This is a genomic window from Mesorhizobium sp. M1182, from assembly GCF_040318335.1.
Classification (GTDB): domain Bacteria; phylum Pseudomonadota; class Alphaproteobacteria; order Rhizobiales; family Rhizobiaceae; genus Mesorhizobium.
In genome coordinates this window covers 261,285-281,658 of the sequence record NZ_JAMYMD010000002.1, presented here as the reverse complement: position 1 = coordinate 281,658, position 20,374 = coordinate 261,285, and the positions used below count along the sequence as shown (strand labels likewise).

General features: G+C 63.7%; 15 protein-coding genes and 1 tRNA gene. 6 read left to right on the top strand and 10 right to left on the bottom strand.

Translation table 11 applies throughout. The features are described from left to right. Nucleotides 1–59: 59 nt before the first annotated feature. Genes NKH33_RS03870 through NKH33_RS03850 form a run of 5 tightly spaced genes read right to left on the bottom strand, consistent with a single transcriptional unit; the run spans nucleotide 60 to nucleotide 6,022 of the window. Nucleotides 60–1,571, bottom strand: a complete 1,512-nt coding sequence (locus NKH33_RS03870) for an aldehyde dehydrogenase family protein (RefSeq protein ID WP_352682494.1) — start codon at nucleotides 1,569–1,571, stop codon at nucleotides 60–62. A gap of 15 nt (nucleotides 1,572–1,586) precedes the next feature. After that, nucleotides 1,587–2,363 (bottom strand): enoyl-CoA hydratase/isomerase family protein, encoded by a 777-nt coding sequence (locus tag NKH33_RS03865; protein ID WP_352918252.1) that lies wholly within the window; start codon nucleotides 2,361–2,363, stop codon nucleotides 1,587–1,589. Further along, a complete protein-coding gene (locus tag NKH33_RS03860) occupies nucleotides 2,356–3,957 on the bottom strand; it encodes an acyl CoA:acetate/3-ketoacid CoA transferase (protein WP_352918250.1) in 1,602 nt (533 codons plus the stop codon). Before NKH33_RS03860 ends, NKH33_RS03865 begins: the two co-directional genes overlap by 8 nt. Next, nucleotides 3,954–4,970 (bottom strand): Gfo/Idh/MocA family protein, encoded by a 1,017-nt coding sequence (locus tag NKH33_RS03855; protein WP_352918249.1) that lies wholly within the window; start codon nucleotides 4,968–4,970, stop codon nucleotides 3,954–3,956. Before NKH33_RS03855 ends, NKH33_RS03860 begins: the two co-directional genes overlap by 4 nt. After that, the gene (locus tag NKH33_RS03850) at nucleotides 4,967–6,022 is read right to left on the bottom strand and encodes a LacI family DNA-binding transcriptional regulator (RefSeq protein WP_352448238.1); all 1,056 of its coding nucleotides are present in this window, start codon (nucleotides 6,020–6,022) and stop codon (nucleotides 4,967–4,969) included. Before NKH33_RS03850 ends, NKH33_RS03855 begins: the two co-directional genes overlap by 4 nt. Nucleotides 6,023–6,264: 242 nt before the next feature. Here NKH33_RS03850 and NKH33_RS03845 point away from each other — a divergent pair, with 242 nt between their 5' ends. Together NKH33_RS03845 and fcl are read left to right on the top strand one after the other, a co-directional pair. Then, on the top strand, nucleotides 6,265–7,419 hold the full coding sequence (locus NKH33_RS03845) for a dihydrodipicolinate synthase family protein (RefSeq protein WP_352918248.1): 1,155 nt from the start codon (nucleotides 6,265–6,267) through the stop codon (nucleotides 7,417–7,419). A gap of 162 nt (nucleotides 7,420–7,581) precedes the next feature. Next, entirely contained in the window at nucleotides 7,582–8,544 is a 963-nt protein-coding gene (gene fcl / locus NKH33_RS03840) for a GDP-L-fucose synthase (RefSeq protein WP_352767123.1), read from the top strand. 67 nt (nucleotides 8,545–8,611) lie between these two features. On the opposite strand, the gene NKH33_RS03835 is transcribed toward fcl, so the two are convergent. After that, a tRNA-Val gene (locus NKH33_RS03835) sits at nucleotides 8,612–8,686 on the bottom strand. Nucleotides 8,687–8,790: 104 nt separating this feature from the next. Further along, nucleotides 8,791–9,153, bottom strand: coding sequence for a cell cycle two-component system response regulator CpdR (gene cpdR, locus NKH33_RS03830; protein ID WP_006199474.1), 363 nt, complete (start codon nucleotides 9,151–9,153; stop codon nucleotides 8,791–8,793). A 153-nt stretch (nucleotides 9,154–9,306) separates the two neighbouring features. Here cpdR and NKH33_RS03825 point away from each other — a divergent pair, with 153 nt between their 5' ends. Then, entirely contained in the window at nucleotides 9,307–10,248 is a 942-nt protein-coding gene (locus NKH33_RS03825) for an N-formylglutamate amidohydrolase (RefSeq protein WP_352539364.1), read from the top strand. Between the two features lie 327 nt (nucleotides 10,249–10,575). Next, nucleotides 10,576–11,349, top strand: coding sequence for a histidinol-phosphatase (gene hisN / locus NKH33_RS03820; RefSeq protein ID WP_352564879.1), 774 nt, complete (start codon nucleotides 10,576–10,578; stop codon nucleotides 11,347–11,349). Nucleotides 11,350–11,494: 145 nt separating this feature from the next. Here hisN and NKH33_RS03815 read toward each other — a convergent pair whose 3' ends face one another. Beyond that, on the bottom strand, nucleotides 11,495–11,953 hold the full coding sequence (locus tag NKH33_RS03815) for a styrene oxide isomerase (RefSeq protein ID WP_352469520.1): 459 nt from the start codon (nucleotides 11,951–11,953) through the stop codon (nucleotides 11,495–11,497). Between the two features lie 133 nt (nucleotides 11,954–12,086). Then, a complete protein-coding gene (locus NKH33_RS03810) occupies nucleotides 12,087–13,061 on the bottom strand; it encodes an alpha/beta fold hydrolase (protein ID WP_352918247.1) in 975 nt (324 codons plus the stop codon). A 472-nt stretch (nucleotides 13,062–13,533) separates the two neighbouring features. Here NKH33_RS03810 and NKH33_RS03805 point away from each other — a divergent pair, with 472 nt between their 5' ends. After that, nucleotides 13,534–13,998, top strand: coding sequence for an Hsp20 family protein (locus NKH33_RS03805; RefSeq protein ID WP_352918245.1), 465 nt, complete (start codon nucleotides 13,534–13,536; stop codon nucleotides 13,996–13,998). 90 nt (nucleotides 13,999–14,088) lie between these two features. Here the strand turns inward: NKH33_RS03805 and NKH33_RS03800 are convergent, their stop codons facing one another. Continuing rightward, nucleotides 14,089–15,141: a threonine aldolase family protein gene (locus NKH33_RS03800; RefSeq protein ID WP_352767672.1), complete on the bottom strand. Its 1,053-nt coding sequence runs from the start codon at nucleotides 15,139–15,141 to the stop codon at nucleotides 14,089–14,091. 475 nt (nucleotides 15,142–15,616) lie between these two features. Here NKH33_RS03800 and gltB point away from each other — a divergent pair, with 475 nt between their 5' ends. Next, nucleotides 15,617–20,347 (top strand): glutamate synthase large subunit, encoded by a 4,731-nt coding sequence (gltB, locus tag NKH33_RS03795; RefSeq protein WP_352918243.1) that lies wholly within the window; start codon nucleotides 15,617–15,619, stop codon nucleotides 20,345–20,347. The last annotated feature ends 27 nt before the right edge of the window (nucleotides 20,348–20,374 follow it).

The following is a 20,374-nucleotide window of genomic DNA, read 5'->3' as shown; positions in this document are numbered from 1 at the left end:
GTACTTCCTCCCTTGTTGAACTTACACGACCGGCGGATGCCCGCCGGGTTCTTCCCAACTCAGCCGACCCACCATCCGGTGCGCTGGCCGCGATGAAACTGGATTGTCTTTTCCTCGGTATAATCCTCGACGGCGCGCTTGCCGAGTTCGCGTCCGAGACCGGACTGCTTGTAGCCGCCGAAAGGCAGCTCGGGGTAACCCTCCATGAACGTGTTCACCCAAACGGTTCCCGAACGCACATTCCGCGCCACCGACATGCAGGTATCGATGCTGGCGCTCCACACGCCCGCCGACAGACCATAGGGCGTGTTGTTGGCGATGTGCAACGCCCTTTCAATCGATTCAAAAGTCAGCACCGAGAGCACCGGACCGAACACTTCCTCGCGTGCAATGGCCATGTCTTCGGTGACATCGCGAACGATGGTCGGATCAAGATACTGGCCGGCGCTCGAAGCAAGCTGATTGCCGCCGCTACAGATCCGGCCGCCGCCGTTTTCCGCTGCCGTCACGTAGCCGGTGACCTTGGCCATATGGTCGGCGGAGATCATCGCGCCGACCTTGGTGCGGTCGTCGAGCGGGTCGCCGACAACCACCTTGGCGGTGAGGGCATTGACGGCGCCGAGGAACTCGTCGGCGATCGCCTCATGGACGATCAGCCGGCTGCCGGCATTGCAGCATTCGCCGGCATTGAAAAAGCCGCCGAACACCGCCGCGTCGGCGGCGGCCTCGAGGTCGGCATCGGGAAAGACGATCTGGCCGTTCTTGCCGCCGAGCTCCATCGCGACTTTCTTCAGCGAGTTGGCGGCAGACGCCATGGTCATCTTGCCGACGCGGGTGGAGCCGGTGAACGACACCATCTCGACCAGCGGATGGCTGACCATCGGTGCGCCGACATCGGCGCCCAACCCGGCAAGGATGTTGACGACGCCATCCGGCAGGCCGGCCTGCATCAGGATCTCGCCGAGCACAAAGGTCGAGGCCGAGGTCATCTCGCTCGGCTTGACCACCGCCGTGCAGCCGGCGGCGAGCGCGAAGGGTAGTTTCTGGCTGACGATAAGGAACGGGAAATTCCACGGCGTGATGATGGAGACGACGCCGATCGGTTCGCGCAACACGACGCCGAGCATGGCATCGCCGAGATTGGCGTAGCTTTCGCCGTGAAGCGTGCGGGCAAGTGCCGCGGCATAACGCCAGATATCGACGGCGCCGCCGATCTCGCCGCGCGCCTGCGCAATCGGCTTGCCGGATTCCAGTGCGTCGAGCCGGGCAATCTCGTCCAGCCGCGCCTCGATCAGGTCAGCAGCCTTGAGCAGGATCGCGGCGCGCTCGGCGGCCTTCATGCGCGGCCACGGGCCGGTCTCGAAGGCCCTGTGCGCGGCCTGTACCGCAGCCTCCACGTCCGCCGCGCCGGCTTGTGCATAGCGCGAGACGGTGAAGCCGTGGCCAGGGCTGCTGCGCTCCAGCGTGCGGCCGTCCTGGGCGTCGACGAACCTGCCGCCGATCAGCAGCCGGTAGCTTTTCGGCGCTGCGGCTGCCTCGGCGGGCATGGCGATGTTGAGGGGTGCGTTCATGTGATTTCCAGGTTCCTAAAATCTTGAGAACGCCGGCTTCTGCTTGGCCTTGAAAGCCTCGACGCCGGTCCTGAGATCGCTTGTCAGCGCGATGAAGCCGCTGGCCAGCGCTTCGGTCGCGGCAGCACTCTCTTCGCCCTCGGCGATGGCAATCATCAGCTTGGCGGCTTCGGTCGCGAGCGGGCCGCGCTCGGCGATCTTGCCGGCCCAGGCCTTGGCTTCGGCGAACGCCTTGCCGGTCTCGACCACCCGGTCGACAATCCCCACTGCCATCGCATCGGTAGCCAGAAACACCTCGCCGCCGAGCGCCATCCGCCGCACTGCCTGCGCACCGAAGCGGCGCACGGCGCGCTGGGTGCCGGACCAGCCGGGAACGACGCCGATCGAGGTTTCGGGGAACCCCAGCTTCACCTGTGTTTCCGCCACGCGGAAGTCTGCAGCGGCCGCCAGTTCCAGCCCGCCGCCCAGCGCATGGCCGGCAAGAACGGCGATCGTCGGCTGCCGTAGCCGCGCCAGCCGGTCGAAGACGCGGTGGCCGTAGCGCACCCATTGCACCTGGAAATCGGCAGCGCTCATTTCCGCCCAAGCCTCGACGTCGCCGCCAGCGCAAAAGCCCTTGCCTTCGCCGCAGACCAGCACGACGCGGACGCCGGTTGCTGTCTCGGCCTCGTCGAATGCCGCTTCCAGCGCCCGCAGCATCGGAATATCGAGCGCGTTGAATTTCTCCGGCCGGCGCAGCGTGACAATGCCGATGGCGCCGTCGGTTTCAAAGGTTACCAGACGCTCAGCCATGTGCGCCTCCAAGCGACGCGCCGCCATTGAGCGATAGGCCGATCGGCCGGTCCCGGTAGAGCGCATCCGGCGTCACTTTCAGGTCGTTGGCGACGGCGAGCGGGATCTCGGCCTGCGCCAGCACATCGCGCTCGAGGTCGATGCCCGGCGCCAACTCGGTCACCATCAGCCCCGCAGGCGTCAGCTTCATCACGCAGCGCTCGGTGACATAGGTGATATCCTGTCCCTGCGCGACGGCACGCTTGCCCGAGAAGGAGATATGCTCGACCTCGCCGACGACCTTCTTGACCTTGCCCTCCTGGTCGATGCGGATGCCGCCACCGGCAAGCGACAACTTGGCGCCGGCATTGAAGAAACCGGAAAAGACGATCTTCTTCGCCCGCGCGGTGATGTCGACGAAGCCGCCGGCGCCGGCGGTGACATGCGGCCGCGCCGAAAGCTTCGAGACATTGACCGAGCCGTGCCGGTCGATCTGCAGGAAGGACAGCAGCGAGGCGTCGAAGCCGCCGGCCTGGAAATAGATGAACTGGTGCGGCGAAGGCATGAAGGCATCGGCGTTCGACGAGCAGCCGAACTTGAAATCGAGCAGCGGCACGCCGCCGACCGCGCCCTGTTCGATGACCCAGGTGACCTTGCCGTGCTGGCCTTCCTCGAGCAGGATGCGCGGCACATTGGCCGAGATGCCGAAGCCGATATTGACCGCCATGCCGTCGGCAAGCTCCATGGCGACGCGGCGCGCAATGACCTTCTGGACGTTCATCTCGGCGTTGCGAAAGCTCGACAGCGGCCGGAAGATCTCGCCGGAGATGGCCGGATCGTAAGGCGTCAGCGTCGTCTGCAACTGGTCGGGCGCCACCACGATATGGTCGACCAGCACGCCGGGCACGCGCACATCGTGCGGCTTCAGCGTGCCGTTCTCGACGACGCGCTTGACCTGCGCGATGACGATGCCGCCATTGTTGCGGGCGGCCAGCGCCTGTTCGAGGCCGCCGAGATAGGCACCCTCATGCTCATAGGTAAGGTTGCCGCGCTCGTCCGCCGTGGTGGCGCGGATGATCGCGACCTGCGGTACGATCGAGCGGAAATAGAGCCATTCCTCGCCGTCGAACTGCTGCACCGAAACGATCGGCTCGCTGGCGGCAGCGTTCATGGCGCAACCCTGATGGCGCGGGTCGGCAAAGGTATCGAGCCCGACCTTGGTCAGCACGCCGGGGCGCTTGGCGGCGGCCTCGCGATGCATGTCGAACAGGATGCCGGACGGCACGTTATAGGCGGCGACCGTATTGTCGCCGATCATCTTCCAGATCTGCGGCGGTTCCGACGATGAAGGCCCGGACGGATAGGAGCCGCACAAAGTGCGCTTCAACAGGCCGGGCTTGGCTACATGGTCGATGCCCTTGATGCCGTACATGTCACCGGCGGCGATCGGGTGCAGCGTCGTGATGTCCTTGGGATGGCCGTCGGCGTCGAAGCGCTCGCCGATGGCGGCAAGCACCGCATCCGGGCAGCCGAGGCCGCTCGACGACGACACGGAAACGACCACGCCATCCCTGATCAGGCCGGCAGCCTCAGCCGCGGAAACGAGCTTGCTCACGCTGCGCTCCCGAGCTTCGGGTCGATGGCAACGGCCCTGCCAGACCTGGCCGACTGCAATGCCGCTTCGGCTGATGTCAGCGACCAGACGCCGTCCTCGCCGGTGGCGGAAGGCTGGCCCTCGCCGCGGATCGCCGCGTGGTATTGGCGCAGCGAACGGGCATAGAGGTCTTCGCGGTCGAAGCTCAATTCCTCCTCACCCTGTGCCGTGCGAAGCAACACCGAGCCGACTGGCTTCTGCGTCATTACGTCCTTGGCGATCAGCGAGCCTTCGCTGCCATGCACCTCGAAGCCGGTGCCGGCGAATTTGGTGGTAAAGCCCTCGTGCGACTGGGCGATGACGCCCGATGCGAAGCGCCAGAGGCACATGGCGCCGTCTTCCAGCCCGCCGGCGGCCATGCCGGCCGATTGTGTGAACGCCGAGATCTCGACCGGATCGTCGCCGAGCACGAAGCGCAGCGTGTCGGCATCGTGGACGGTGATGTCGAGCACCACGCCGCCGCCGGCGTCCGGCCTGGTGATGCGCCAGCCCTGCAGGTGTTCCGGCAGATAGACAGAGTGGAAGACGCGCGCGGCGATCGGCCTGCCGATGCGGCCGCCAGCGATCGCTTCGCGCATCGCCCGATGCGAGCCGGCATTGCGCAGATGGTGATTGGTGCCGAGCACAACGCCGGCGGCCCTGGCCGCCGCGACCATCTTGCGCGCGTCGGCGCTGGTCAGCGCCAGCGGCTTTTCGCACAGCACATGCTTTCCCGCCTCGATGGCGGCGAGTGCCTGTTCGAGATGCAATTCGTTAGTGGTCGAGATGTAGACGGCGTCGATATCGGATTTGAGCAGGGCGTCGAGCGTCGAGACCGCCGCCGGAATGCGGTTTTCACCGGCGTAATTGGCGGCGCGCTCCGGGCTGGAGCTCATCACCGCGGCGATCTCGCCGTCCTTCTGCGCGCGGATGGCGCCGATCATGAACTGTCTTGCGATCGTGCTGGCGCCGATCAATCCCCATCGGACGGTCATGCCGCGTCTCCCATTCCTGCACGCCGAGTTCCATTGCGATCGGGGCCGCAGCTTTCCCGGACCACGAGGTTGACGGCGCCGATATGATCCTCGGCGCGCGTGGTGCGCGACTGGATCATCTTCAGCACGACATGGGCGGCGCGCTCGCCGAGGCCGGCGGTGTTCACCGCGACGCTGGTCAGCGCCGGCATATAGTGCTCGGCCTCGGCGACGTCGTCGAAGCCGACGACGGCAAAGTCCGCGCCGGGTTCCAGGCCGCGCTTGCGCAGCGCCAGCAAGACGCCGAAGGCGACCGCATCGTTGAAGCAAAGGGCCGCGGTCGGCGGCGCGGCCATGGCAAGTGCGGTTTCCAGGCAGGCAATACCGCCCTTGCGGCTGGTTTCGCCCTCGAAGACCAGCCTGTCGGCCGGATCGATGCCGAGCGCTTCACAGGCCTCGCGAAAGCCGCCCAGGCGCTCGTGATAGACGACAAGGTCGGACGAGCCGCCGAAGAAGGCCAGCCGGCGGTGGCCCTTGCCGATCAGATGGGCGGTGGCGAGATAGGCGCCGCGATGATTGTCGGGCGTGATCACCGGGATACGGCTTTCGGGAAGCCGGCGCATGACGAAGACGACCGGAACGCCTGCGGTCTCAAGGCGACGGAACGCACCAGGCGTGGTGCCGCGCGCCGGCGACACGACGAGCCCGGCGACACCCTGCTCCATCAACGATTTCAGAACCTCTTCCTGGCGCACCGGGTTTTCAGCCGTATTGGCGATGAAAGGCACGACTCCGGCCGACTGGAAGACGCGCTCCATGCCGACCGCGAGCTCGGCGAAAAACGGATTGGTGAGATCGTTGATGACCATGCCGATGACGTTGGAATGGGCCTTGCGCAGATTGGCGGCGCCGCGGTTGTAGACATAGCCGACGTCCTCGATCGCCTTGCGCACCTTGAGCGCGGTTTCGGGCCGGATCAGCCCGCTGCCTTGCAGCACCAGCGATACCGTCGATTTGGACACGCCCGCCTCACGGGCGATGTCGAGTATCGTTGCCTTGGCCCGGCTGGCCATCCAGATCTGTCCTCCCGGTGGTTTCTTGTGCGATTTTATTGGAACGATCTAATCCCTGCGGCGCATTTGAGTCAATCGCGTTTTTGCGAAGCCGGGAAAAATGCGGCTCGGTGGCGCAATTCTCCGGCAAGCAGGGCTTTCGGCTGCTGCGATGCAGCAATTTTCGCTGCACGAGGCAGGAGTCAAAATATCTTGATTTGTTGGAACGTTCCATTTAATAGGCGTTGGCAAGGGAGAGAGCCATGGACATCACCTTGCCCGGGGAAGGCGCCGGCCGTGTCCGCTACCGGCTTGTCGGCCAGCCGGTGCAGCCTGTGGCCGGCGCTCGCTTCTCGCGTATCGCCTACGCCGCCGCCCATGTCGTTGCCGATCCCCTCGCCATGACCGATCCGTGGTCGAGGCCCGCGGTCGACTGGGACAAGACGATGGCGTTTCGCCGTCACCTCTGGCGGCTTGGCTTCCGTGTCGCCGAAGCGATGGACACCTCTCAGCGCGGCATGGGTTTCGACTGGGCGAATGCCAAAGAATTGATCCGCCGCTCGATCGCCGAGGCGCACAGCGTCGAAGGCGCCGATCTTGCGTCGGGCGCCGGCACCGACCATCTGGCGCCGGGGGGCGCCAGCAGGCTAGACGATGTCATCGCGGCCTATGAAGAACAGCTCGGCTTCATCGAAGGGCTTGGCGGCAAGGCGATCGTGATGGCCAGCCGGGCGCTGGCGGCGGTCGCCAAAAGCCCCGACGACTATATCGGCGTCTACGACCGCATCCTGTCCCAGGTCTCCGGCAAGGTCATCCTGCACTGGCTGGGCGACATGTTCGACCCGGCGCTGAAAGGCTACTGGGGCAGCAGCGACTTCGAAACTGCGCTGGAGACGCTGGTCGCGATCATCGAACGCCATGCCGGCAAGGTCGAAGGCATAAAGATATCGCTGCTCGATGCCGGCAAGGAGATTGCGCTCAGGGATCGGCTGCCCGAGGGCGTGCTGATGTTCACCGGCGACGATTTCAATTACCCCGAGCTGATCGCCGGCGACGGCGACAGACATTCGCACGCGCTGCTCGGCATTTTCGATGCCATCGCGCCGGTCGCCAATGCGGCGCTGGCAAAGCTGGCCGACGGCGACCGCGCGGGCTACGACGCGCTGATGGCTCCGACAGTGCCGCTGTCGCGCAAGATCTTCGAGGCGCCGACCGAATACTACAAGGCCGGCATCGTCTTCATGGCATGGCTGAACGGCCATCAGGAGCATTTTTCGATGGTCGGCGGCATGCAATCGGCGCGCGGCATCCGTCACTATGCCGATGTCTTTCGCCTTGCCGACCAGGCAGGGTTGCTGGCCGACCCCGAGCTTGCCATTGCCAGAATGACAAGCCTCTGCACGGTAGCGGGCGTCTGATCGCGAGCGCTACAGCGTCCGATCCAAAGGTTGCTTCGGGTGGCTTTGCGATTTGCCTTGTCTGGGCAAATCTGTATGCGGTATGCGTCCGGCAACAGAGAAGCCGATCCGGCGCTCCGCCGGCCAACTGGCATAGCTGCCGTTCTGCATTGGGGTAAGCTGATGACCTTCGACCTTCAGGGCAAGCGCGTTTTCGTGGCCGGACATCGCGGCATGGTCGGCTCGGCTATCCTGCGCAGATTGGCCGATGAGGATTGCGAGGTCCTGACCGCCTCGCGCGCCGAGCTCGATCTTCTCGACCAGGCCGGCGTGCGGCGCTGGATGGCCGACCGCAAGCCGGATGCAGTGGTGATGGCGGCGGCCAAGGTCGGCGGTATCCTGGCCAACAACAGGCTTCCCGTCGATTTTCTGCAGGACAATCTCGTCATGCAGAACAATGTCATCGACAGCGCCTTCCGCAACGAGGTGCAGAAGCTGCTGTTTCTCGGTTCATCCTGCATCTATCCCAAATTCGCGGCGCAGCCGATCTCCGAGGACGCCTTGCTGACCGGACCGCTCGAACCCACCAACGAATGGTATGCGATCGCCAAGATCGCCGGGCTGAAACTGTGCCAGGCCTATCGGCGCCAGTACGGCGTCGACTACATCTCGGCGATGCCGACCAATCTCTACGGCCCGGGCGACAATTTCGACCTCAATTCCAGCCATGTCGTGCCCGCTCTGATGCGCAAGGCGCACGAGGCCAGGCGCGCCGGCCGCAAGAGCCTGGAGGTGTGGGGATCAGGCACGCCGATGCGCGAATTCCTGCATGTCGACGACGCCGCCGGCGCGCTGGTCTGGTTGCTGAAGAATTATTCGGGCGAGAGCCACATCAATGTCGGCTCGGGGGAAGACATCACCATTGCCGATCTTGCCCGCACCATCGTGTCGGTCGCCGGCGCCGATGCCGCAATAACATTCGATGCGACGAAGCCGGACGGCACGCCGCGCAAGCTGATGGACGTGTCGCGTCTGTTCGCCACCGGCTGGCGCCCGCGTTACTCGCTGCGCAGCGGATTGGAACAGACCTATGCCTGGTTTCTGGAGCACGTCGAGACCGGCGATCTGCGCCTCGGTGCGGCCTGAGGGCCGGTATTGGCCGGGAACATCAGTCGACGAAAAATACCGACGGCCAATTGAGGGATTATTTGGATGGTGGGCGTGACAGGGATTGAACCTGTGACCCCTGCAATGTCAATGCAGTGCTCTCCCGCTGAGCTACACGCCCATCCGAAGCCGCGCATACACCATTTTTGGTTCGGCACGTCAATAGCGGGAAAAGGGAAAGAACGCCTGGCTTGCGGCGTCGGTCAAGACGCGACAAAAAGCGCGTCAGGCGGCCTGCAGCATCTTTTCGACTTCGTTGACCAGGTCGCGCAGGTGGAACGGCTTCGATAGCACCTTGGCGTCTTTCGGCGCCTTGGAATCAGGGTTCAGCGCGACGGCGGCGAAGCCGGTGATGAACATCACCTTGAGGTCGGGATCGATCTCCGTGGCGCGTCGGGCGAGCTCGATGCCATCCATCTCGGGCATGACGATGTCGGTCAAAAGCAGCGAAAAAGGTTCCTCGCGCAGCCGCTCATAGGCGCTGGCGCCATTGTCGAAATCGCTGACCTGATAACCGGCGCGCTCCAGCGCCTTGACGAGGAACCGGCGCATGTCGTCGTCGTCTTCCGCCAGCAGAATGCGTGCCATGTTGTCCCGTCCGAATCACCCAACCGACAATGCCGTGCGGCAAGCCCGTTAACCATGCTGTATATGAGGAGGTGACGGTAAACATCAAGTGAACGTTGGCCGCACAATCCTGATTTGGCTGGCGCTTCGGCGGCTGGACATGCGGGCGGCGAGGTGGCACTTTCCCATCATGATGCATTGGTATTCCCGGGTTCGTCCAAATTGAAAACGGCAGCCGAGGATTTTTCGGTCGTTCCACCCTTCGAAATCCGATCGGGCGCCGAACAGCGCGTTCCCTTCCTCTTCAACTCGCCGCATAGCGGCCGCTACTATCCGGACCGGTTCATGGCTATGGCCAAGCTGGACCGCAACGCCATCCGCCGCTCCGAGGACTGCTATGTCGAGGAATTGTTCGGCGGCGCCGTCGCGCTCGGAGCGCCGATGCTGGCGGCAAACTTCCCGCGCGCCTATCTCGACGTCAATCGGGAGCCGTGGGAACTCGACCCGCGCATGTTCGCCGAACCGGTGCCGTCATTCTGCAACATCCGCTCGGCGCGGGTGGCCGGCGGGCTCGGCACCGTGCCCAAGCTGGTCGGCGAGGGGCTCGACATCTATTCCGGCCGCTTGCCGCTGGCGGAAGCCGTGGCGCGCATCGAAGCGGTCTACAAGCCCTATCACGAGACGCTGAAACGGCTTTTGACCAGAACCCATGCGCGCTTCGGCTACGCCGTGCTGATTGACTGCCACTCGATGCCGGCAAGCATAAGGGTCGGCGACAGCGGATTGCGGCCGGATTTCATCGTCGGCGACCGTTTCGGCATCTCGGCCGCGGCGGCGTTGACCGAGACGGCGATCGGCCTGCTCACCGGCATGGGCTACAGCGTCGCCCACAACAAGCCCTATGCCGGAGGCTTCATTACCGAGCACTATGGCCGCCCCGTGCGCCATCTGCATGCGCTGCAGATCGAGGTCAATCGCGGGCTCTACATGAATGAGCGGACGTTCCAGAGATCGGCTGGTTTCGACGCACTGGCCGACGATCTGGCGCGGTTTTCGGCCGAACTGATGGCGATGCCCGATCACAATTTCATGGATCTGCCGCTGGCCGCCGAATAGCCGCGGAATCGCGGTACCGCCGCTCATGCGGCAGCGTAAAAAAAGACCGCATCGTTTGCACGACACGGTCGAAGTCTAGGGAGGAAACGCCCAAGGAGGGCATGGACAGGAACCCCTGTCCGAGAACAAACGTATTGTGCGCTGCACAAATGTCAAGGCGCGTTCCGGCTTTTTTAATTCACTGTGAAGTGGAAACTGCATTTCCATGACGGCGGCGTTGCATTCGAGCAACAGTTGGCACCATGCGAAAGGCTCCGAACGCCCTTGTTTCGGCATAAATCCGTAGGCAAACGGGTATCTCCAAACATGCTGGAGCGGGAGAATCAGTTGGACATCAACATCGAGTTCATGCGGCGCATTGCGCGTGCCGCCGCAGCCGAGACCTTGCCGCGCTTCCGCAACCAGGGCGCGGTCACCAACAAGGAGCGCGGCAGCTTCGACCCGGTCACCGAGGCCGACCGCGAGGCCGAGCGCGCCATCCGGGCGCTGATATCAGCGCAATACCCCGATCACGGCATTCTCGGCGAGGAACATGGCAGCGAAAACATCTCCAGCCGGCATGTCTGGGTGATCGATCCGATCGATGGAACGCGCGCCTTCATTTCCGGCCTGCCGGTATGGGGCACGCTGGTCGGGCTGACGGTCGACGGCGATGCCGTCGCCGGCATGATGTCGCAGCCCTTCACCGGCGAGTTGTTCTACGCCAATGCCTCCGGCTCGCATTATGAAGGTCCCGGTGGCCCCCGAAAACTCGCTACGCGCAAGACGACGAATCTCGCCGAGGCGACGCTGTTCACCACCACGCCGGCGCTGTTCAAGGGAGACGCGCGCCTGCGCTACGACCTGTTCGAGCAACAGGTCCAGCTCGCCCGTTACGGCACCGACTGCTATGCCTTCGCGATGGTGGCGGCGGGCAGCGTCGATATCGTTGCCGATCCCGGATTGAAACCGTACGACATCGTCGCGCTGATCCCGATCATCGAGAAGGCAGGCGGCGTTGTCACCACCTTCGAAGGCGGGCCGGCGGAAAACGGCGGCGACATCCTGGCGGCGGCGACACCGGAGCTGCACGCAGCCGCGATGGCGGCGCTGCGCGGCTGAGCATCCGGTGCACCCACGCGTCTGTTTTGCGCAAATCCGACGGAAACCGCGGTACGGTCCTAAAGCAAAGCGCGTCGCGTTTGAGTGAACTCATGGGACGCGCTTGTTTTATGCATGTTATCGCAAAACCGCTGCGCGACATGCATTAGCTGTCGGCAGGCCAAGCGTCCGAGAGACGCAGGCCCCACAAAATGAGCACGAAAGAGATGAGGCCGGTCGGCGCGGACGAATACGCCACACCTTTGATCACAGCTTCCTGAAAGGCACTTCCGTGGAAGGCTCCGGCCGCCAACGGCATAGTCTCGTTGCCGGCCGCCCAGGCGCTGGCGATCACGTAGGCGGCCAGGATCGCCAAAGCCGAATAGATCAGCAGCCAGAAAGCAATCCGCGACGTCGCCGCGCCGAGATTGAGCCTAGACCATGTGAGGCCTAGAGCCAGCAAGAGAACGCCCTCCAGGGCGCTGAGCGTGTGCGCGGACAGTCCGAGCCGCGGTGCGGCGAGATACGGTATTGCAAACCCTTCGAATGACGAAAACAGCAGCAGCGCGACGCCAATCTGCAGTAGCCGATGCCCCTGACGTGACAGCGTGTTCGATGCGTTCATGGTCGTTTTTCTCCCGGCAAATGGCCTCCATTCTCTTTGGCAGCAACCTAGCGCTCGATGCCTTAACGGGAATAAGGGGCTGCGCCGGACAAGCGACCCGTGCGGGCTTTGTTGGCGGGCGCCGGCAAAGCGGTCAAACAGCGTCGCCGGTTCCGGGGATGAAGGCATCGAATGCCGCAAGCAACTGCTCGCGATAGAGGTCGGCTTCCTGGAGGATCTCATGGCGGGCGCCGTCGATCATCACTAGCGAGCCGACGCGCAGACGCCTCGCATAGGCTTCGACTGCCCTGGTCGAGACGACCTGGTCGGCGCCGGCGCCGATCATCAGCAAGGGCACCTGGATCTTAGCCATGAAATCCGGGTCGCTGACGATCAAGGATGCCTCGGTGGCCGCCTTCAGCCAGCGGATCGTCGGTCCGCCGAGCGCCAGCTGCGGATAGGTTTCGTAGATCAGCGTGTTGCGCCGATAGCGTTCCGGGTCGCTGGTCAGCTTGTTTATGGCGAAGGGCACCGATTCCTTGGGCCGCGGCCCCCATGCGGCATAGAGCCGGCCAAGGCCGAGAAGGCAGAACAGCGAACAGAGGCGGCGGACGGTTTTTACCGAAACCGGCAGGTCCGGCACGGTGAAGAACGGTGCGATCAGCACCATGCGGCGCACGCGGTTCGCCATCGAGGGCGCGGCGAGCAGCGCAATCACCGCGCCGGCCGAGTGGGCTAGTATGTAGTAGGGTCCTCGGCAATCGGGCAGCACGATCTCCTCGAAGAACTGCTCCAGATCGCCGGTGTAATCGAAGAAGCTCCGGACGAAGCCGCGCTGTCGGTCGCCGATCAGCCGGTCGGAAGCGCCCTGTCCGCGCCAGTCGAGGGTTGCCACGCCAAAGCCCCGGTCGGCAAGGTTGCGAATGGTCTCGAAATACTTCTCGATGCACTCGTTGCGGCCGGTCAGGACGACGACGGTGCCCTTCATCGGGCGGGCAACCGCGGCAAACAGCCCATAGCGGATCTTCTTGCCGTCGCGCGTGGTGAAGAAGCCGCCGGCCGCGTTTTCCGGCAGCGGATTGCCCGGAGTTTCCTGGAAGAGAGGGGGCTGGTGGAGTAGATCGGTCATGCGGTTTTTGGTTGGTGTCGGTGCCGGCGTGGGCGCAAGTCAGGCATAAACGCCCATGCGCCAAAAGCAAAGGAATTCGGGACGCCGGGGAGGTCGACCGCCAGGCAGCGAACAAGTAAGGCCGGAAGCAGCCTTGGCGTGCTTCCGGCCTCTGTCGACCGGGAGGAAGGGACGTTACACCCGGTTCGGCCTCGTCGTGTCGCCCTTTCCGGCGACCTGTTCGTGATCTCGAGAACAGTTTTAATGCCGCCTGGCTGAACGCTCGCCGAAGCCACGGTTCATCTGCCGTTCATCGGCGGGACATGGGCCGGGACCGGTCCCGTTCGGGCGCGGGAAAATCTTGAAATGCCGTCGTCGGCTTCCCAAATTTGTCATGCGGTCGCCAATGTCGGGGCCGCTGGCCCATCCGGAACGCCGTCACGGGTTTCGCACCGGCCATACGCAACCTTGTTGCTCAACAGGAGAACACACCATGCGTCACGTTGATTTTTCCCCGCTCTACCGTTCGACCGTCGGTTTTGACCGGTTGTTCACCATGCTCGATTCGCTTGCGCAGCCGGAAGGCCAGACGTATCCGCCTTACAACATCGAGCGCACGGGCGAGGATGCCTATCGCATCTCGATGGCTGTGGCCGGCTTCTCGGAAGATGAGATTTCGATCGAAGCTCACCGCAATGTGCTGACCGTCAAGGGTGAGCGCAAGGAGGAAGGCAATGGCGAAGGCTCCGAACTGCTCTATCGCGGTATCGCCAGCCGAGCCTTCGAGCGCCGCTTCCAGCTTGCCGATCACGTCGAGGTTGTCGGCGCCGCGCTGAAGAACGGCCTGCTCTTCGTCGACCTCAAGCGCAACATCCCCGAAGAGCTGAAGCCGCGCAAGATCGCGATCACCTCGGCTCCGACCAAGGCCAAGCAGATCGAGGCCAAGACTGCCGCCTAAGCCAGGCAGCTAAACTCCGGGACGCCAACTCCCCGGGAAGAAAGGGCGGTGCAGCAATGCGCCGCTCTTTTTGCTGGTGGGCAAGGCTTGCTATCCGGCGAGCAGGTAGCCGAAACGGTCGACCTCGTCGGGCGTGGTCGCGAAGCTGGTGACAAACCGATAGAGCGCTTCGTCTTCGCCAATGTAGCCGTCGTAGCCGAGCGGCCTGTGCCAGTCGTGGAAGGCCGCCCCTGCCGCTTGCATTCTTTCGGCCTCGGCCTTTTTCATGACTGCGAAGACCTCGTTCGCCTGCGGCAGCCAGGCCAGCCGGGCCGAAGGGGAATCTTCTATCGCCGCGGCAAGCCGTGCCGCCATCGCATTGGCGTGCCGTGCTGTGTCGAGCCACAGTCCACCCCTGAAATAAGCATCGAATTGCGCGGCGATGAAGCGCGATTTCGAGAACAGTTGGGCCGCGCGCTTGCGCAAAAAGGCCAATTCCTTGGCTCGCTCGAGGTCGAACAGCACGATCGCCTCGGCGCACCAACAGCCATTCTTGGTGCCGCCGAAGGAGAGGATGTCAACGCCATGCTTCCAGGTCATTTCGGCCGGCGTCGTTTCCAGCGCGACGAGCGCATTGGCAAAGCGGGCCCCATCCATGTGCAGCGGCAGTCCATGCTGCTTTGCGATCGCCGAAATCCTGGCGATTTCGTTCAGCGTGTAGACGGTGCCGACTTCGGTCGACTGGGTGATCGAAACGGCAACCGGCCGCCCGGAATGGACGTTTTCGGGTGCGAAACGGTCCACCGCCCGTTCCAGATTGCCGGCATCGATCCTGCCGAGTGCGCCTTCGACTGTATAAAGCCGCGAACCGCCGGTGAAATATTCCGGTGCACCGCATTCGTCCTCGATGACGTGCGATTCGCGATGGCAGAAGGAAATGCCGCCTGGCTTGTTATAGGTAGTCAGCGACAGCGAATTGGCAGCGGTGCCGGTGGCGACGAAAAACACCGCGACTTCGCATTCGAAGATCTCATTGAAGCGCTGGTAAACGGTCTTGTCGAGGGCACCGTCGCCATAGGCGGTGGAGAAGCCGTCGGCATGGGCCGACAGGCCGGCAGCGATACGGGGATGGGCGCCTGCCCAATTGTCGGAAGCGAAAATCATGCGTCTGCCTATGCTGGGGAAATCGGTGCGAGCTTGGCCGCTTTCGCATGCCGGCCGCAAGGGGCAGATACCGAAAATCCGCTAAAGCCAGTGAAACGCATGAGCGTAGATGCAGCGACGGAAGGTTACGCTGACACGGCGTTCCGCGCAATTTTCTGTCGCGAAAGCTTCAAGAAATTTGTGAATCGGTCTTGTGTGCATCCAAAATTTCTGTCATAAAAATTTAGGACAGTAGTGCTGTCTTATTTTGTCGCACAAAACTGGCCGCATTGGCATATGATTGCGCCTCTGCGGCCATTGCCGCGAGCGACAGCTAGACAGTCTGGCTCCGGCCTGTACGAATACCATATGCGAACCATGCGGAAAGCCGCACGGTCGGCAAGAATTTCGCAAGACGTGCCGCAGATTGAAAGGGGAGCCACGCGCTTCCCGACGGAAACCAGCGCCCGAAGGGGACGGAACGGAGGACAGGACGATGACGGACATGACGCCATCTGCGACGAAGGCCGCGCAGACGACAGCGGCAGCCGTCAAAAATCCGTCCCTGACCAATATTCGGCGAACCAACACCGGCTATGCCGCGCACGGCCTCTATGATCCGCGCAACGAGCATGATGCCTGCGGCGTCGGCTTCATCGTCAACATGAAGGGCGTGAAGTCGCACCAGATCGTCGAGGACGGCCTTGCCGTGCTCGAAAACCTGACGCATCGCGGCGCGGTCGGCGCCGATCCGCTGATGGGTGACGGCGCCGGCGTGCTGGTGCAGCTGCCGGACCGCTTCTTCCGCGAGGAGATGGCCAAGCAAGGGGTCGAACTGCCGAAGCCCGGCCACTATGCCGTCGGCCAGGTGTTCATGCCGCGCGACCCGGAGCTGCAGGCGCATATCGAAGGCATCATCGCCGAGGTGGCGCAACTCGAGGGCCAGCCGCTGCTCGGCTTTCGCGACGTGCCGGTCGACAATTCGTCGCTGTCCAAGGCGCCCGACATCGCCGCTTCCGAGCCGGTGCACCGGCAGGTGTTCCTGGGCCGCGGCGCCGAGATCGAGAACGACGACGACTACGAGCGGCGGCTCTACATCCTGCGCAAGGTCATTTCCGGTCGCATCCATGAGGAGACCAAAGGCGTCGACAACGGCTTCTATGTCGTCTCGATGTCGTCGCGGACCATCGTCTACAAGGGCATGTTCCTGGCCTATCAGGTCGGCGCCTACTACAAGGACCTCACCGACCCGCGTTTCGAGACGGCGCTGATCCTGGTCCACCAGCGCTTCTCGACCAACACGTTCCCGTCGTGGAAGCTGGCGCATCCCTACCGCATGGTCGCCCACAATGGCGAGATCAATACGCTGCGCGGCAACGTCAACTGGATGGCGGCGCGGCAGGCCTCGGTCGATTCCGAACTGTTCGGCAACGACATCTCGAAGCTGTGGCCGATCTCCTACGAAGGGCAGTCGGACACCGCCTGCTTCGACAATGCGCTCGAATTCCTGACGCAGGGCGGCTATTCGCTCGCCCACGCCATGATGATGCTGATCCCGGAAGCCTGGGCCGGCAACAAGCTGATGGGTCAGGACCGCAAGGCCTTCTACGAGTATCACGCAGCGCTGATGGAGCCGTGGGACGGGCCAGCGGCGGTTGCCTTCACCGACGGCCGCCAGATCGGTGCCACGCTCGACCGCAACGGGCTGCGGCCAGCGCGCTACATCGTCACCGATGACGACCGCGTCATCATGGCTTCGGAAGCCGGCGTGCTGCCAGTGCCGGAGGAAAGGATCGTCAAGAAGTGGCGGCTGCAGCCCGGCCGCATGCTGCTGATCGACCTGGACAAGGGCCGCATCGTTTCCGACGAGGAAATCAAGTCGGAGATCGCGACCAGGCATCCCTACAAGAGCTGGCTCGCCAACACACAGCTCATCCTCGAGGATCTGAACCCGGTCGAGCCGCGCGCCCTGCGCAGGGATGTCTCACTGCTCGACCGCCAGCAGGCGTTTGGCTACACCCAGGAGGACACCAAGCTGTTGATGTCGCCGATGGCGACCACCGGCCAGGAAGCCGTCGGCTCGATGGGTACCGACACGCCGATTTCGGCAATGTCGGACAGATCGAAGCTGCTCTACACCTATTTCAAGCAGAATTTCGCACAGGTCACCAATCCGCCGATCGACCCGATCCGCGAGGAGCTGGTGATGAGCCTGGTGTCCTTCATCGGGCCGCGGCCCAACATCTTCGATCTTGTCGGCAATTCGCGCCGCAAGCGGCTCGAAGTGCGCCAACCGATCCTGACGAACGGCGATCTGGAGAAGCTGCGCTCCGTCGGCCACACCGAAGACCGTTTCGACACCAAGACGATCGACATCACTTACGGTTCGAATGAAGGCGCGGCCGGCATGCAGGGCGCCATCGACCGGCTGTGCGAGCGCGCCGAGGCGGCGGTCGCCGGCGGCTACAACATCATCATCCTTTCGGACCGTCAGCTCGGCCCGGATCGCATTGCCATTCCGGCGCTGCTGGCAACGGCGGCCGTGCACCATCATTTGATCCGCAAGGGATTGCGCACCTCGGTTGGGCTCGTCGTGGAATCCGGCGAGCCGCGCGAGGTGCATCATTTCTGCTGTCTCGCCGGCTACGGCGCCGAGGCGATCAATCCCTATCTCGCTTTCGACACGCTGCTCGACATGCACAAGCGTGGCGAATTGCCAGCGGAGGTCGATGCCTACGAGGTCGTCTCCCGCTACATCAAGTCGATCGGCAAGGGCATCCTCAAGGTGATGTCCAAGATGGGCATCTCGACCTACCAGTCCTATTGCGGCGCGCAGATCTTCGACGCCATCGGGCTCAAGTCGGACTTCGTGCAGAAGTACTTCACCGGCACGGCGACGCTGATCGAAGGCGTCGGGCTGGACGAGATCGCCGCCGAAACGGTCAGCCGCCACACCGACGGCTTCGGCAACGACCCGGTGCTGCGCAACAGCCTCGAGGTCGGCGGCGAATACATGTTCCGCATGCGCGGCGAGGCCCATATCTGGTCGCCCGACGCAGTGGCGACCTTGCAGCACGCCGTGCGCCAAGGCTCGTGGGAGACGTTCAAGGACTATTCCGCCCAGATCGACAGCGAGACGGCGCAGGCGCAGACCATTCGCGGCCTGTTCACGATCAAGCTTGCGCAAGAGACCGGGCGTAAGAAGGTCAAGCTCGACGAGGTGATGCCGGCGGCCGATATCGTCAAGCGCTTCTCGACCGGGGCGATGTCCTTCGGCTCGATCTCAAGGGAAGCGCACACGACGCTGGCGCGCGCCATGAACGCCATCGGCGGCAAGTCGAACACCGGCGAGGGCGGCGAAGAGGCCGATCGCTATCTGCCACTGCCGGGCGGCGGCAAGAACCCCGAACGCTCGGCGATCAAGCAGGTCGCCTCGGGACGCTTTGGCGTCACGGCGGAGTATCTTGTCAATTCCGACATGATGCAGATCAAGGTCGCGCAAGGGGCGAAGCCAGGCGAGGGCGGCCAGCTGCCGGGTCACAAGGTCGATGCGACCATAGCAAAGGTCAGGCACTCGACGCCGGGCGTCGGCCTGATCTCGCCGCCGCCGCATCACGACATCTATTCGATCGAGGATCTGGCGCAGCTCATCTACGACCTGAAGAACGTCAATCCGGCGGCCGACGTATCGGTCAAGCTGGTCTCGGAAGTCGGCGTCGGCACGGTTGCGGCCGGCGTCGCCAAGGCGCGTGCCGACCACATCACCATATCAGGCTATGACGGCGGCACCGGTGCCTCGCCGCTGACCTCGCTCAAGCATGCCGGCAGCCCGTGGGAGATGGGCCTTGCCGAGACGCACCAGACGCTCGTGCTCAACGGCCTCAGGTCGCGCGTCGCGCTGCAGGTCGATGGCGGCCTGCGCACCGGGCGTGACGTCATTATCGGCGCACTGCTCGGCGCCGACGAGTTCGGCTTTTCGACTGCGCCGTTGATCGCGGCCGGCTGCATCATGATGCGCAAGTGCCATCTCAACACCTGCCCCGTCGGCGTCGCGACACAGGACCCGGTGCTGCGCAAGCGCTTCAAGGGCACGCCCGAGCACGTCATCAACTTCTTCTTCTATGTGGCGGAAGAGGTGCGGGCGCTGCTTGCCGAGATGGGCTACACCCATCTCGACCAGATCATCGGCGACACCGACCTTCTGGAAAAGCGCGAGCTGATCCAGCACTGGAAGGCACGCGGGCTCGACTTCAGCAAGATGTTCTACAAGCCCGATGCGCCGCACGAGGCGGTGCACTGGACCGAGCGGCAGAAGCATCCGATCGACGACGTGCTCGACCGCAAGCTGATCGAACTCGCAAAGCCGGCGCTCGAAGCCAGGCAGCCGGTCAGTATCGAACTGCCGATCCGCAACGTCGACCGTTCGACCGGCGCCATGCTGTCGGGCGAGGTGGCAAAGCGCTTCAAGCACAAGGGCCTGCGCGAGGACACGATCTCGGTCAAGCTCACCGGCACGGCCGGCCAGTCCTTTGGCGCCTTCCTGGCGCGCGGTGTCTCGTTCGAACTGGTGGGCGCCGCCAACGACTATGTCGGCAAGGGCCTGTCGGGTGGCCGCATTGTCATCCGCCCGCCGGAGAACACGAAAATCGTTGCTGCCGAATCCATTATTGTCGGCAATACCGTGCTCTACGGCGCAACCGAGGGCGAGGCCTATTTCTGCGGCGTTGCCGGCGAGCGTTTTGCCGTGCGCAATTCGGGTGTCGCCGCCGTCGTTGAAGGCGTCGGCGACCATGGTTGCGAATACATGACTGGCGGTATCGTCGTCGTCATCGGCCAGACCGGCCGCAACTTCGCCGCCGGCATGTCGGGCGGCGTCGCCTATGTGCTCGACGAGGCGGGTGATTTCGCCGAACGCTGCAACATGGCGATGGTCGAGCTGGAGCCGGTTCCGGAAGAGGACGACCTGATGGAAAAGCTGCTCCACCATGGCGGCGATCTCGACCATAAGGGCCGTGTCGACGTATCCGGCGATATGACCAGCCATGACGAGGAGCGGCTCTACCAGCTGATCTCCAACCACGTCCACTACACCGGCTCGGTACGAGGTCGCGAAATCCTCGACGACTGGGCGACTTTCCGGCCGAAATTCCGGAAGATCATGCCGGTCGAATACCGCCGCGCGCTGATCGAGATGGAGCGGATGCGCATGAACGTGGCGGCGGAATAGATTTGGAAATTGCCGGGAGGCCATGCG